We start from the raw sequence: 13,157 nt of genomic DNA, 5'->3' as shown, positions 1-13,157 counted from the left end.
TCCGATGTGACCGTTGTGCGCGTAAGGCCGGGTCGCGGCGAGGAGAAGTTCCCATGCTCGCTCCGCGTAGTCCCGCGCGGTACTGCCCCGCGGCAGCGGCTTCGGCGTGATCCGGTCGTACTGGACGACCTCGGCCGCCACACCGTCGAACACCAGCAGGTGGCCGGGGCGGAGCAAGCCCAACTCGGGATAGGCGAAGATGCTGTCGCCGCGGCAGATTCGCCAGATGGTTTCCCGGTCCAGCCGGTCGAGGGTGTCGGGGACGAGGTCGGCGGGATCGCTGGACCATGCCAGCGTGTGGCCGGACTGCTTGTAGAACAGAGTGTCTCGGGTGAACAGGCTGCGGAACAGGAAGACTCGATCGTCGGTGACCAGGCAACCGACCAGGTCGCCCGGTAGCTCGGCCAGATCCGCATACCGTCCGCTTATGAGCGTGGCGGTGATCCGTTCGGCGAGGGCATCGTCGAAGACTCCGGTGAGGGTGCCGCCCAGCGCGAGGTGGGCTCGATCGCTCGGGTGCGCGGGCCGGACAGTCGGGTGCGTTCCCGCTCTTGTCCACTGCCGCAAGTAATTCGGGCTCTCCGGGACACTGCGCGCGGGGAAGGCGGTGAAGGGCGCACTGGTGAAGTCGACGGGAGCCCCAGCTCGGGGCAGGGTCGCTCGGCCGGCGCAACCGAGGTAGTCCACGGTAAGTGGGGAATGGTCCATGATGGCGGAACCTCTCATTCGCCGATAAATGTGGCCCCCTCCCCGTCACGTGCCGAAAGGAGGGGACCACGGGTCGATCATTGCGTGCGGCTAGATCAGGTTGCCGTGGCTGACCAGATCAGGCACGCCGCGGAAGAGGATCGTGGTGTGGTCCTCGACCGCGCCCAGGCAAATCACCAGGGGCTCGATGTAGGGCATCTTCGTCATTTTTGTCACCTCCTTTCTTCCATATCGTTCTCATGGACCCAGGCAGCGCAATACGCGCGCCAGGGACAGCTCGAATTCTTCGGGAATTATCATTGCGACAAGGCCGTGCGCAACAATGTTTCAGCGGCGGTGGGAAATCACACCGAATACATACCGACCGCTCGAATCCGTAAGGGGCGCAATGCGATGCGGCGATCCGAATATTCGGCATATGAGGACATAACTCCACCTAAAATGCACAGAGGTGGTCGACTGCTGGGACCAGGCAGCGGACTTCGGTGTCCCACAATACATCTCGGCATCGAGACAGATTCGGGACGAGGGCTGGTAGGTCACAACCATAGTCCCCCATGGCCTTTGCGTCGACCCCTACTGCGCACCTGAATAGTGTCGAATTCGTAAGCACGCCGAATGGATTTCTCCGGTGGACGATGCCGACTGGTCGGCGGGTATGGCCTGGACTCAATTACCCACGGATGAAAATATTCACAATGGAAGTTCGACGCACCCGGCCATTCGAGCGCAATGACCCGCGGTGTCGTAGTCACGCGGGGCCGGACCGCCTGCCGGAGCGCGGGCACGGCGCCACGCGCTCATCGGCAAGTCGGTGTCTTACACACTGCTCAGCGAAGCTGTCCTGACGAGATCCATTCCGTCGCACGCTGAATCGTCGACAAGAAGAGAACTACCGAGTCAGTTCGTCGGCTGCGGGCTGATGGTGACGCTGAATTTGTTCTCCACCGTCTGCTGCCAATCCCGTTCGCACTGATCGATTTTCGCACGGTCGTTACCGGCGTCGCTCACACAGTCGGTGAACTCGTCACCACCGGTGTAACTGAAAAGCGCGAAGCCGACGGCGATGGCGATCGCTGTCACGATCAACGCGATTATGCTCAACACCAAGCCCGTTATCGCCATAGCGGAACCCTCGGCGGCGCCTTTACGGGCCCGCGCCGCGGCGATGATGCCGATGACGAGGCCGGCGAGGCCGAACAGGATGCCGCCGATCACCGTCCAGAAGGTGAGCAGCGCGAGGATACCCAGCACCAACGCCGCGATGGCCAGGCCCTTGCCGCCGGGCCGCCGATGAGACCCCGGGACCGGCGGCGGATACTGGCCCGGCGCCGTATAACCGGGGGGAAATTCCTCCGTCATGGCTGTCCTTTCTTTGCGTCGGTTCCACTGCGCCCGTTCGATGACCTCTCGAATGCTAATGAAATTCGAGCCGAGCGCACGCGTGCCACACGCAGCCTTATCGAAAGAATGGTAAATGACGCGTGCTGGAGCGCCGGATAATCGACCACGGCTCGGCGCGGGAGTCGAGCCGCTGCCCGAGCGCGGCGTGGGCGCATAAAGCGCCCTGTTCGCGCAATGATTGCGCGACGGTGGTGATGTCGAGCCGCGCGGCTACCGCGGCATCGTCCCACCCGGTTACGGCCAGTTCGCCGGGGATGGCGCGACCGAGCGCACGTGCGGCGCGGACAACACCTGCCGCGAGTTCGTCGCTCATCGCGGCGATCGCGTCGGGCGGTTCGGCGGAGGTCAGCAGGGTGGTCGCGACGCCTTCTGCCTCGGCCGCGTCATTACGTGCACACACCGCGACGGTCACCTCGGCCCAGGCAATTCCGGCCTGCTCGGCGGCCTGTCGATACCCCCCGAGCCGCTGCCGGGTTACCGAGAACGAGACGTCCGCGATGCCTGTACCCGGCGTGATCGCGCCGACTCGCTGCCTGGACAGCGGAAAGCTCAGCACCGCCGGACGCTGTGCGTCCGCGAACGCGACGGCGCCCACCGCCCGCGCCGCCGCCTGGTTGTCGATGGTGACCAGACCCAATCCAGGCACCGCCGGTCCGCCGTGCACAACTGCGGGACGCTTGGTCGCCTGCACGGCGGGCAGGATCGGATCGTCGTCGGCGGTGGTCCACACGATGAACCCGTCGACCGCCGCGCGCTGGATCCGCTGTGGATCGTCGGCGGCGCCCGTGATCGGCAGAATCGTTATGCCGCAACCACGTTCGGCACACACCTCGGCGATCCCAGCCAGGAACAACACCGCCTGCGGATCGTCGAACGCGTAGCTCAGCTGCTCGCCGAGCACAACGCCGACCGTGCCGGTGCTGCCGCGGCGCAGCGAGCGGGCGCTCGGGTCGGGTCCGGCGTAGCCGAGCTCGGCCGCCGCCGCCAGCACCTTCGCACGAGCCTGCTCGGAGACTCGGCTCGGCCGGTTGTAGGCATAGGAGGCGGTCATGACCGACACTCCGGCCCGCTCGGCAACATGCGCGAGCGTCACCCGCTTCGAACCGGCAGAGGAAACCATCGGCTCAGCATAGTTGTGTATCGTTACACATATGTCTCGACCACCCGCCGACTCGCCGCGCCCGCTGATCACCTCGGCTTATGTGGCATTCGCGGCCTTCGGCTCGTTCTGGGGAATCTGGGGTGCGTCCGTGCCACGGGTGGCCCAGCAGTCCGGCCTCGGCGCGGGCCGGCTCGGGTTCGCCTTGTTGTTCGTCGGCGCGGGCGCGCTGCCCGCGATGCTGCTGGTCGGTCGGGCGTTGGATCGGTGGGGGTTGCGGGTCGCGTCGGTGGCCATCGGCGCACTGGGTGGCGTGGGCGCCGGATTGGCGCTGACCGCCCGGGATCTGGCGAGCCTGTGCATCGGGCTGGCGTTCGTCGGGGCGACCAGCGGAGCTGCCGACGTGGCCATCAACGCGGTGGCCGGACGGGCGGAGCGGCGCGCGGGTCGCCCCGTCATCACCCGGGCCCATGGCGCGTTCTCCGGCCTGGTGGTGCTCGGCAGTCTTGCCGCCGGACTGGCTGCGGCCGTGGAACTTCCGCTCGCAGTCCCCTTTGTCGCGGTCGCTGTCGCCTCGATGGTGGCCGGTGCCGCCATGTTCCGGATGCTGCCGGACAGCGGCATACCGGATGGCCACAAATACTGCACTACAACAGCTTTCGCCGACTCCGACCGATGGCGGATCGCTCCGTTCCTCCTCATCGGGATACTCGGCGCACTAGCCTTCGCCAGCGAGAACGCGCATCAGAGTTGGAGCGCGGTCTTCGCCGAGGCCGAACTGCGTACCGGGGCGGGACCGAGCGCGGTCGCGCCCGCCGTGTTCGCGGGCGCGGTCGCGCTCACCCGGTTCGCCGTCGGCGGTGTGCGGGCCGATAGGTCGCGCACCTTACTCCTCGCCGGAGCGGCGGCCACCGCTGCCGGCACCGTTATCATCGCCTCGGCGCCAACGCTTTTCGTCGCCGTAGCCGGTCTCTCGGTCGCCGCGGCCGGGACCGCGGTACTGTTCCCCACGCTGCTGGCCGTGGTCTCACGCAACGTCGACGAGGCCCACCGCGGCCGCGCGACGTCGATCGTCACGACGGTGTCCTATCTCGGGTTCCTGCTCGGGCCCGTCTATGTCGGGCTCTGGGCCGCCGCCGTCGGGCTGCGCGGTGCCATGCTGGCCGTCGCGGCCCTGGCGATCGCACTGTTCCTGCTGACACCGACATTGCTGCGCCGCAGTGGATTCGGTGAACGCGATGCGGCCGATCAGGTCGGCTCGGCAATGAGGTGGAGGTAGGCGGTGTCGAGCGGGATGTCGACCGCGTACCAGGCTGCGGGTCGATCGTCGTCGCGGGGACACCAGGCGCACGCGATGCAAAGTCTGGCCACTTCCCCGGCGGCCAGGCCGGGCAGATGCCACGCGATTCGGGCCGGATCCGTGTAGCGCACGCCATATTCGGAAGTGTTGTCGTCCGCGCCGGCCGGCAGCAGGTGCGCCCAACCGGCAGGCATCAGCCGACCGTCCGCGGCCTGCAGACCGAGCAGCTCCGAATCCGGGCCGCCGATCGACACCATGAAGTGCTCGTTCTCGACACTCACCGCGGCGAGGCATTCGGCGGAGTCCTGGCCGCCGCTCGTTCCGGCGGGCAGGTCGGTCAGTTCGGCCGAGACGACCAGTCCGGACACCTCGGCGCGCGCCTGCACCTGCCAGATCCCGGCCCACACCGGGACCGGTGCGCCGCCGTCCCATGGCTTGACGTCGATGCCGCCGAGCAACAGATCGACCGTTGCGGTCCGGTGCCGCCACCGATGTAGATGCGTACCATTCGCCAAGCGCCACAGGGTATTCGACGCGGCCGGTAGCACGTCCGACGCGAGCGTGACGGAGAACTCGACGGTGCCGAGGGGCGTGTCGATCACCGCTGGGCGACGGTCTGCCTGGACCAGGTGGTCGGTGGGGAGCATCCGCCCATCATCCAGGGTTGCCGACCCGTGTATCCCGGATATTCGAACGTACAGCGATCCGGCTGGTGGTGGGCCTTCGGAATAGCAGACGGTATGGTCTGAATCCGGCGTAGGGAACACCGGTGCGAATCCGGGGCTGTCCCGCAACTGTCACCGAGGAGCGATCCGCCGATTCATGGTCACGGCCTACCCAGGCTGGAAGACCGGCGGGGAGTGTTGATCCGGGAGCCAGGATACCTGCGCCGTGGTATCGGGATCTCACCCACGAGGATGGCAATGGACAAGTACACAGCGGTGCGGCCCGGGCTCGGTCGCCGTTCCTTTCTGCTCGGGAGTGCGGGTGCGCTCGCGCTGGGCGGGCTGCTCGCGGGTTGTGGCACCGAGGGCGGCCCGGCAGCTCCGGACGGACCACCGCGAGCGGGCGGACGCCTGCGGTCGGTGATCGCGGGGCGGTCGGCGAGCGCGGACGTGCTCGATCCGCACGAGGCCGGTAGCTCGGCGGGTGGCGCGGTGTCGAAGAACGTGTGGGACAAGCTTGTCGCCTACAACAACGATCTGACGTTGCGCTATCGGCTCGCGGAGTCGTTGGAGCCCAATGCCGACGGCAGCCAGTGGCGGATCAATCTGCGCCGGGGCGTGGTGTTCAGCGACGGCGCGCCGCTGACGGCGCGGGACGTGCTGTGGAGTTTCGAGCGGATGCTCGACCCGGCCAAGAAGTCGTCCGGCGATCTCGCCAACATCGATATGTCGCGCACTCGCGCCGACGGCGATCTCAGTGTGCTGGTGACGATGAAATCGCCGCTGGCCGACTTCGGTTCGGTGCTGGCGGGCTGGTACTGCTACATCGTGAAGGACGGCACCGGCACCATCGATGGGTCGTCGTTGCCGGTGGGCACCGGTCCTTTCGCCTTGCAGCGATGGTCGCCCGGCGACCGAACCCTGTTGCGGCGCAACGATCGCTACTGGGACGGACGCCCCCTGCTCGACGAGGTGGAGATCATCCAGATCGCGGAGACCGAGGCCAGGGTCAACGCCTTCCTGTCCGGCGAAGCCGATGTGGTGCACGAGATCTCGTACCTGCAAGCGCGCACCCTGGAGCGCGATCCCGGTACGACCGTGGTGGTCCCGCCCGCCGGCCTGATGGGCGCGTTCCAGATGCGCGTGGACACACCGCCGTTCGACGACGTGCGGGTCCGGCAGGCCATGCGCCTCGCCGTGAACCGCCAGGCCATGGTCGATTCGGTGTATTACGGCTACGCCGAGGTCGGCAACGACGTCTACGGCAAGGGTGCGCCCTTCTACAACGACGGTCTACCCCAGCGGACCTATGACCCGCAGCGCGCACGAGAGCTGTTGCGGGCGGCGGGGAAAGAGAATCTGACGGTCACGCTGCCGACCGCCGACGGATCACCGGGCATGCTCGACTCCGCGACATTGTTCGCCGAGCACGCGAAGGCGGCCGGGATCGACATCCGGCTCGAATCGGTGCCGGCGGACACCTACTTCTCCCAGGTCAGCGGTAAAGCACCGCTGTCGCACATCGGTTGGTGGAACTACAGTCTCGACTACTTCTACGGCCAGACCATGACCAGCACCTCCCCCAGCAACGGCACCGGCTGGCGGCGGCCGGGATGGGACGCGAAGTTCGCCGAGGCGCGCGCCGCGATGGACCCGCAACGCCGCCGAACGCTGTATCACGAACTGCAAGAGGAACTCTGGAACGAGGGCGGGTACATCCTGCACAGCTTCGCCAAACGTCCCGACGCGGCGAAAAACCAGGTTCGCGGTGTGCGCAACGGGGTGCCCGGCACCGACGACTGGGCCAACTACGCCACCACCTGGCTGGCGACGTAGCACCGCCGTGATCGCCTATATCGCACGGCGGGTCGGCGGTGGGATCGGCGTGCTGTTCGCCGTCGCGCTCGTGGTTTTCTGCTTGTTCGAAGCACTGGACTCGGACGCGGCAACGGTGCTGCTGTCGCGCGACGGCGGCGGCGACCCCACGCCGGAGCAGTTGACCACACTGCGCGCCGAACTCGGACTGGACCGGCCCGCACCGGTGCGCTTCGCCGAGTGGCTGTTCGCTTTCCTCCAGGGCGATTTCGGCCATTCGCTGATCTCGGGCCGGCCGGTGAGTGATGTCCTGCTCGGCCGCGCGACCAACAGTGTCACCCTCGCGCTGCTCACCGCCGCACTGTTGCTCCCGCTGGCACTCGCACTCGGACTCGTGGCCGGAGCCCGCGCGGGAACCCGGACCGATCGGGTGATCAGTGCGGTCGCGCTCGCGGCGGAATCGGTGCCGTCCTTCGTGTTCGGTGTGCTGCTGGTGGCGACGGTGTCGCTGACGCTGCACCTCCTGCCCGCCGTCTCGCTGCTGCCGAGCGGCATGAACGCGTGGCAGCGGCCGGAGATCCTGGTGTTGCCGGTGACCTGTCTGTTGATCGGGCTGGCACCGCATCCGGTGCGCATGGTGCGGGCGCAGACCGCGGAAGTCATGGCAGGCAACTACATTCGGACCGCACGGCTCAACGGCATCGGTGGGCTGCGGCTGCTGCTGCGGCATGTCGCACCCAATGCGGTGTCGGCGTCCGTCTATCCGCTCGCCGGTTCGGTCGTCGGGTTGATCGGCGGTGTCGCGGTGGTGGAGACCTTGTTCAACTATCCGGGTCTATCGCAGGAACTGTTGCGCGCCATCTCGGCTCGCGACTTTCCCTTCGTCCAGTCGGCCGCGGTGCTGATGGCGGCGGTCGGGATAGCGATCTACCTGATCGCCGATCTGCTGACCCTGCTGGTGAGTCCGCGGGCCCGGCAGCTGGCGCTGACGGAGCGAGCATGACGGCGCGACGCCGGATTCGCTCCGGCTGGCTGCTGGTCACCGTGTTGGTGCTGCTTCTCGTGGTGCTCGGCCCGGTCTTCGCGCCGTACGCGCCGACCGCGGTGGTCGCGCCTCCGTTCCAGCCCCCGACTGGCCGCCATCTCTTCGGCACCGATGTGGTCGGCCGCGATGTGCTGTCGCGGGTCCTGCACGGCGGGCTGCCGCTGCTGTCGCTCGCCGGGCTGGTGCTGATCGTCGCGTACGCGCTCGGGCTGGGGCTCGGCTTGCTCGCGGGTCTGCGCCGCGGCCTGGACCGCTGGATCATGCTCCCGGTCGACGCGATAGTCGTCGTGCCCTGGTTCCTGTTGCTCGCGGTGATCGCAACCGCGCTGGGGGCCGGTCCGGTCGCGCTCGTGGTGACCGCGGCGCTGGCCTCGGTGCCCTGGATCATCCGGATCGTCCGCACCTGCGTACTGGAACTCGCCACCACCGGATACGTGGAATCGGCTCGGGCCAGGGGTGAACCGCTGTGGCGCCTCGCGGTGGTCGAGGTGCTGCCGAATCTGCGATCGGTGGTGCTGGCCGATGCGGGCGTGCGGATGTCGGCGAGCATTTCGATGGTCGCGGTCAGCGGCTTCCTCGGACTCGGACTTCGCCCGCCCTCCCCCGACTGGGCGCTCATGATCACCGAGAATCGGCCGGGTTTCGGCGTGCAGCCGTGGGCGGTGCTCGCACCGGCGCTGTTGATCATGGTGCTGGTGGTGTCGGTCAATATGGTCACCGACCGGGCCTTCGAGGTGAATCGACCGGCGGCGTCGGGTCTTTCGGCAGTTTCTACGGCGGATGGTCTGACGGTCGACGGACTCTCGGTCCGCGATGCCTCGGGAACTGTTGTACTGGAAGGCATTTCGCTACGCTTGCCGCCGGGGCACGGTCTGGCCGTGGTCGGTCCTTCCGGCGCGGGCAAGACCACATTCGCGTTGGCGGTGCTCGGCGCGCTACCCGCCGGGCTGACAGCCTCGGGCACGGTCGGTCTCGGCGGAGCGGTTGGCTATGTGCCGCAGGACCCCTCGACCGGTTTGAATCCGGCCATGCGCATCGGCACCGCCCTGCGCGAAATCGCCCGCCTGCGGGGCACATTCGGTGTCGACCCGGTCGCCCAGGCCCTACGTGAAGTGGATCTGCCCGATGATCGTGAGTTCCGGCGCCGCTTCCCCCACGAGCTCTCCGGCGGTCAGCAGCAGCGGGTGCTGCTCGCGATGGCACTGCTCGGCAAGCCCGCACTCGTGGTGCTGGACGAGCCGACCACCGGATTGGATGCACAGACCCGCGACCAACTGCTGCGGACGCTGCGCAGAATCAAGGACAGCACCACACTGCTCGTCATCACCCACGATCTGCCCACGATCGCGCCGCTGATCGACGAGGTACTGGAGCTGGACCGGGGCAAGGTCGTCGCGAGCGCACCGTGCCGCGACCAGAAGCCCATGGCCGCAACACCTTCGCGCGCATTCCGCCCGAAGGCTGCACCGATGCTTCGGGTCGAAGGCCTCGCCGTGACCCACCGCAACCCCCGGCCGGTCGTGGCTGGTGTCTCCTTCACGCTGCATCCCGGCGAGTGCCTCGCCATCACGGGCCGCTCCGGTGCGGGCAAGACCACGGTCGCCCGAGCGCTGGCCGGCCTGCACGCACCCGCTCGCGGTCTGGTCGAACTCGACGGCGCCCCACTGCATTCCAGCGTCGATCGCCGAACCATCGACCACCGTCGCGCCATTCAACTCGTGTTCCAGAACCCCGCGACTTCCCTCAACCCGTCCTATCGCATCGGCAGCCAGATCGGCCGCCCGCTGCGCCTACTCCACGGCATGGACTCCCCCGCCGCACGCGACCAGACCCACCGCCTGCTCCAGTCGGTCGGCCTGGACGACCACCTGACGCTGCGCCGCCCCGGTCACCTGTCCGGCGGCCAGCAACAACGCGTCGCCATTGCCCGTGCCCTCGCCGCCGAACCGCGCATCCTGATCTGTGACGAGATCACGTCGTCACTGGACCCGAGCACGCAAGACCTCGTGCTCGATCTGCTCGACGAGCTGCGCCGGAAAGGCGTGGCCCTCATAGTGATCAGTCACCAGGACGCCGTCATCGACCGCCTCGCCGATTCGATCCTGCCGCTCGGCGAGAGCGCTACTACCGTGCCGCGCGAGGCCCTCAGGTCCGCAGGACTTCAGGCTCGCAACGAAGTTCGAAGTTGACCGAATTGGCGATGAAACACAGCTCGTGGGCGCGTTCATGCAGGGCGAGGGCGCGCTCGCGGTGCTGAAGATCGGTGATCCGTGCCCGCGGACGCAGCACCACTTCGGAGAATTGGCCGCCGCCGTCGGGGTTTTCGACCATGGTGCCCGACGGATGGTCGGTGTAGTCGGTGACCACGATGCCCGCCCTGGCACACAACACGAGGTACCACAGCATGTGGCACTGCGACAGCGAAGCCACCAACAGCTCCTCCGGGTTCCAGCGCTCCGGCACACCGCGGAAGGCCGGGTCCGCAGTGCCGGGGATCACCGGCTTGCCGTCCGCGCTGATGGTGTGCGATCGCTCGAAGTCCCGGTAACCGCTGGTCCCCGTGCCCGTATTACCGGTCCAGGTGACACCCAGTTCGTAGGCGTGCGTCTTGGACACCCTTCCGACCATAGTCGAATGTCGTTTACGCTCCCGGCAATCGACGCACGAAGTCCACGTCATCCTTCGCGACGGCTGTGGTCAGACCGAGCCTGGTGCGCACCGCACCACCCGCGCAGGCGATGACCACCAACCCACCCGCGAATGTGAGCCAGCCGATTCGTTCCCCGAGCAGCAGCGCCGCCCAGCAGATACTCATGACCGGCTGAACGAGCTGCACCTGACTGACCCGCGCCATCGGCCCGATCGCCAACCCGCGGTACCAGGCGAAGAAGCCGAGATACATGCTGACGACCGAAAGGTAAGCGAAGCAAGCCCATTCGCCCGCAGTGGCCGCGGGCGCCTGATCGGCGAGGGCGACACCGGCAAGCGTGAGCATCAGTGGCGCAGATAGCACCAGCGCCCACGACACGGTCTGCCAGGATCCGATCTCGCGGGCGAGCAGGCCACCCTCGGCGTAGCCCACGGCAGCCGCGACCACCGCGCCGAACAGCAGCAGATCGGCCCCGTGGACTTCGCCGAAACCGCCGCCCTCCACCAGGGCGAACACGACCGCGGCGATCGCGCCCGCGAGGGAGAACAGCCAGAAGGCGCGCGCCGGACGTTCACCGGTGCGCAGCACGGCCATGACCGCGGTGGCCGCGGGCAGCAGGCCGACCACGACGGCGCCGTGGCTGGCGGGTGTCACCGTCAGGGCGTACGAGGTGAGAACCGGGAAGCCGACGACCACGCCCGCCGCAACGACCGCGAGCCGCACCCGCTGCGTACCCGAGGGAAATGCTTGACGCGTGACCGCCAGGGCCACACCAGCCAGCACGGCAGCGACCACCGCGCGACCGGATCCGATGAACAGCGGCGAGAGTCCGCCGACCGCGATGCGAGTGAGCGGCATCGTGAAGGAGAAGGCTGCGACACCGATCAGTCCCCAGCCGGCGCCGGACAACGTGGACGGTAGCGGTGTGCGCACTTCGATAGTAGCGCTACTCTGTACTGACATGTTCAACGATAGCAGCAGTCGAATCGCCGCCGGAATCCGTGCGTGGATCGCTACCGCCGCCCCGGGCGCGCAGCTTCCGTCCACCCGTCAGCTGGTGACGGAGTACGCCGCCAGCCCGGTCACCGTGCAGAAGGCCGTCCGCGCACTCGCCGCCGAGGGCCTCATCGAGAGCCGCCCCGGCGTCGGCAGCTTCGTTCGCGCGCCGCGGCCCATGCGGCCGCAGGATTTCGGTTGGCAGACAGCGGCTTTGGGCACTCCGCGCCGCACGCTGCCGAGCGTCGGCGGCACCATGCGCACCCCGCCGCCCGACGCGCAAGCGCTCCATTCCGGCTACCCCGAGGCAGACCTGTTGCCCGAGCGGCTGGTTCGGGCGGCCCTGACGCGCGCGGCGCGCGGATCCATGGCCACGACCCGACCGGACTCCGCCGGGCTCAACGACCTTCGGACTTGGTTCGCGACCGAGTTGGCCGACCAGACACCCGCCGGTCTCGCCGCCCCCACGGCGAACGACGTGGTGATCGTCCCCGGCAGCCAAAGCGGACTCACCTCGACGTTTCGCGCACTGGTCGCCCCGGGACAACCGCTACTGATCGAGTCGCCCACGTACTGGGGCGCGATCCGCGCGGCGCACCAGTCCGGCGTCCGGCTGGTTCCGGTGCCGAGCGACGCAGAAGGACCCGACCCAGCGGGGCTGGACCGGTCCTTGCGAGAGACCGGAGCCAGAGCCTTCTACGTCCAACCGAACTACGCGAATCCCACTGGGGCGCAATGGTCCCCGGACCGCGCCGAGGCCGTCCTCGAGGTCGTCCGGTCGCACGGCGCGTTCCTCGTCGAGGACGACTGGGCGCACGACTTCGGGATCGATACCGAACCCCGGCCGGTAGCAACCCGAGACACCGCGGGCCACGTCGTTTACGTCCGGTCGCTGACCAAGAGCTTGTCACCGACCATCCGGGTCGGCGCCGTCATCGCCCGCGGTCCGGCCCGCGATCGCATCCTGGCCGACCAGTCCGCCGAGTCCATGTACGTGAGCGGTCTCCTCCAGCAAGCCGCCCTGGAAGTCCTCACCGATCCCGGCTGGCAGACCCACCTGCGCAGGCTGCGCGGTCAACTTCGCGAACGCCGGGCGTTGCTCGTCGACAGCCTCATCGAACACGCCCCTCGCCTGCGAGTCGACCACGTTCCCCGAGGCGGACTCCATCTCTGGGCGCGCCTGCCGGACAACACCGACACGGACCGACTCGTCCGCGACTGCGAGGCGCGAGGCGTGTACGTCGCCTCCGGTCATGAGTGGTTCCCAGCCGAACCATCCGGTCCTTACCTGCGCCTCAACTTCACCGGCCCGAACCCGAACGGGTTCCCGGCGGCCGCGCGGACCATCGCCGCGACCCTCGCCACCCAGGACTGAGCCGCGGCGCGAGGACGCCGAAGATTTCAGCGAGCGATACGGCCCGATGTGGTCTCGGTAGCCCGGACTCGCGACCGATCCGTGGTGGTGTCTCCCTCGG

General features: G+C 68.0%; 11 protein-coding genes and 1 riboswitch. Of the genes, 5 read left to right on the top strand and 6 right to left on the bottom strand.

Going from position 1 to position 13,157, the window contains the following annotated elements; genetic code table 11:
* From NN4_RS32425 to NN4_RS32415, 3 genes are all read right to left on the bottom strand, one after another.
* Window positions 1-708, bottom strand: a 708-nt coding sequence (locus NN4_RS32425) for a hypothetical protein (RefSeq protein ID WP_147139389.1), incomplete at its 3' end; no start/stop codon positions are given.
* A gap of 900 nt (window positions 709-1,608) precedes the next feature.
* Window positions 1,609-2,070, bottom strand: coding sequence for a DUF4190 domain-containing protein (locus NN4_RS32420; RefSeq protein ID WP_147139387.1), 462 nt, complete (start codon window positions 2,068-2,070; stop codon window positions 1,609-1,611).
* Window positions 2,071-2,167: 97 nt separating this feature from the next.
* A complete protein-coding gene (locus NN4_RS32415; RefSeq protein ID WP_147139385.1) occupies window positions 2,168-3,232 on the bottom strand; it encodes a LacI family DNA-binding transcriptional regulator in 1,065 nt (354 codons plus the stop codon).
* Between the two features lie 31 nt (window positions 3,233-3,263).
* Between NN4_RS32415 and NN4_RS32410 the strand changes: the two genes are divergently transcribed.
* Complete coding sequence (locus tag NN4_RS32410; protein ID WP_147139383.1) at window positions 3,264-4,490, top strand: MFS transporter; 1,227 nt, start codon at window positions 3,264-3,266, stop codon at window positions 4,488-4,490.
* Here NN4_RS32410 and NN4_RS32405 read toward each other — a convergent pair.
* Window positions 4,460-5,158, bottom strand: a complete 699-nt coding sequence (locus NN4_RS32405) for a hypothetical protein (protein WP_147139381.1) — start codon at window positions 5,156-5,158, stop codon at window positions 4,460-4,462. The genes NN4_RS32410 and NN4_RS32405 overlap by 31 nt on opposite strands.
* A 77-nt stretch (window positions 5,159-5,235) precedes the next feature.
* Window positions 5,236-5,419: riboswitch (cobalamin riboswitch) on the top strand.
* 15 nt (window positions 5,420-5,434) lie between these two features.
* Here NN4_RS32405 and NN4_RS32400 point away from each other — a divergent pair.
* Genes NN4_RS32400 through NN4_RS32390 form a run of 3 tightly spaced genes read left to right on the top strand, consistent with a single transcriptional unit; the run spans window position 5,435 to window position 10,225 of the window.
* A complete protein-coding gene (locus tag NN4_RS32400; RefSeq protein ID WP_147139380.1) occupies window positions 5,435-7,012 on the top strand; it encodes an ABC transporter substrate-binding protein in 1,578 nt (525 codons plus the stop codon).
* A gap of 7 nt (window positions 7,013-7,019) precedes the next feature.
* On the top strand, window positions 7,020-7,994 hold the full coding sequence (locus NN4_RS32395; RefSeq protein ID WP_222595209.1) for an ABC transporter permease: 975 nt from the start codon (window positions 7,020-7,022) through the stop codon (window positions 7,992-7,994).
* The gene (locus tag NN4_RS32390) at window positions 7,991-10,225 is read left to right on the top strand and encodes an ABC transporter ATP-binding protein/permease (protein WP_147139378.1); all 2,235 of its coding nucleotides are present in this window, start codon (window positions 7,991-7,993) and stop codon (window positions 10,223-10,225) included. Before NN4_RS32395 ends, NN4_RS32390 begins: the two co-directional genes overlap by 4 nt.
* Here the strand turns inward: NN4_RS32390 and NN4_RS32385 are convergent.
* Together NN4_RS32385 and NN4_RS32380 are read right to left on the bottom strand one after the other, a co-directional pair.
* Window positions 10,182-10,664: an OsmC family protein gene (locus NN4_RS32385; protein WP_147139375.1), complete on the bottom strand. Its 483-nt coding sequence runs from the start codon at window positions 10,662-10,664 to the stop codon at window positions 10,182-10,184. The two genes, NN4_RS32390 and NN4_RS32385, sit on opposite strands and share 44 nt — an antisense overlap.
* A gap of 13 nt (window positions 10,665-10,677) precedes the next feature.
* Window positions 10,678-11,649 (bottom strand): DMT family transporter, encoded by a 972-nt coding sequence (locus tag NN4_RS32380; protein ID WP_147139373.1) that lies wholly within the window; start codon window positions 11,647-11,649, stop codon window positions 10,678-10,680.
* On the opposite strand from NN4_RS32380, the gene NN4_RS32375 reads away from it, so the two are divergent.
* Window positions 11,648-13,057: an aminotransferase-like domain-containing protein gene (locus NN4_RS32375; protein WP_147139371.1), complete on the top strand. Its 1,410-nt coding sequence runs from the start codon at window positions 11,648-11,650 to the stop codon at window positions 13,055-13,057. The two genes, NN4_RS32380 and NN4_RS32375, sit on opposite strands and share 2 nt — an antisense overlap.
* The last annotated feature ends 100 nt before the right edge of the window (window positions 13,058-13,157 follow it).

Source organism: Nocardia ninae NBRC 108245, from assembly GCF_007990755.1.
GTDB classification, from domain to species: domain Bacteria; phylum Actinomycetota; class Actinomycetes; order Mycobacteriales; family Mycobacteriaceae; genus Nocardia; species Nocardia ninae.
This window is presented reverse-complemented; position numbering and strand designations above follow the sequence as displayed.

Excerpts from the sequence above, each read along its gene's own strand:
- NN4_RS32420 (WP_147139387.1), bottom strand. The coding sequence starts at position 2,070 with ATGACGGAGGAATTTCCCCCCGGTTATACGGCGCCGGGCCAGTATCCG.
- NN4_RS32415 (WP_147139385.1), bottom strand. The coding sequence starts at position 3,232 with ATGGTTTCCTCTGCCGGTTCGAAGCGGGTGACGCTCGCGCATGTTGCC.
- NN4_RS32410 (WP_147139383.1), top strand. The coding sequence starts at position 3,264 with ATGTCTCGACCACCCGCCGACTCGCCGCGCCCGCTGATCACCTCGGCT.
- NN4_RS32405 (WP_147139381.1), bottom strand. The coding sequence starts at position 5,158 with ATGCTCCCCACCGACCACCTGGTCCAGGCAGACCGTCGCCCAGCGGTG.
- NN4_RS32400 (WP_147139380.1), top strand. The coding sequence starts at position 5,435 with ATGGACAAGTACACAGCGGTGCGGCCCGGGCTCGGTCGCCGTTCCTTT.
- NN4_RS32390 (WP_147139378.1), top strand. The coding sequence starts at position 7,991 with ATGACGGCGCGACGCCGGATTCGCTCCGGCTGGCTGCTGGTCACCGTG.
- NN4_RS32385 (WP_147139375.1), bottom strand. The coding sequence starts at position 10,664 with ATGGTCGGAAGGGTGTCCAAGACGCACGCCTACGAACTGGGTGTCACC.
- NN4_RS32375 (WP_147139371.1), top strand. The coding sequence starts at position 11,648 with ATGTTCAACGATAGCAGCAGTCGAATCGCCGCCGGAATCCGTGCGTGG.
- NN4_RS32380 (WP_147139373.1), bottom strand. The coding sequence starts at position 11,649 with ATGTCAGTACAGAGTAGCGCTACTATCGAAGTGCGCACACCGCTACCG.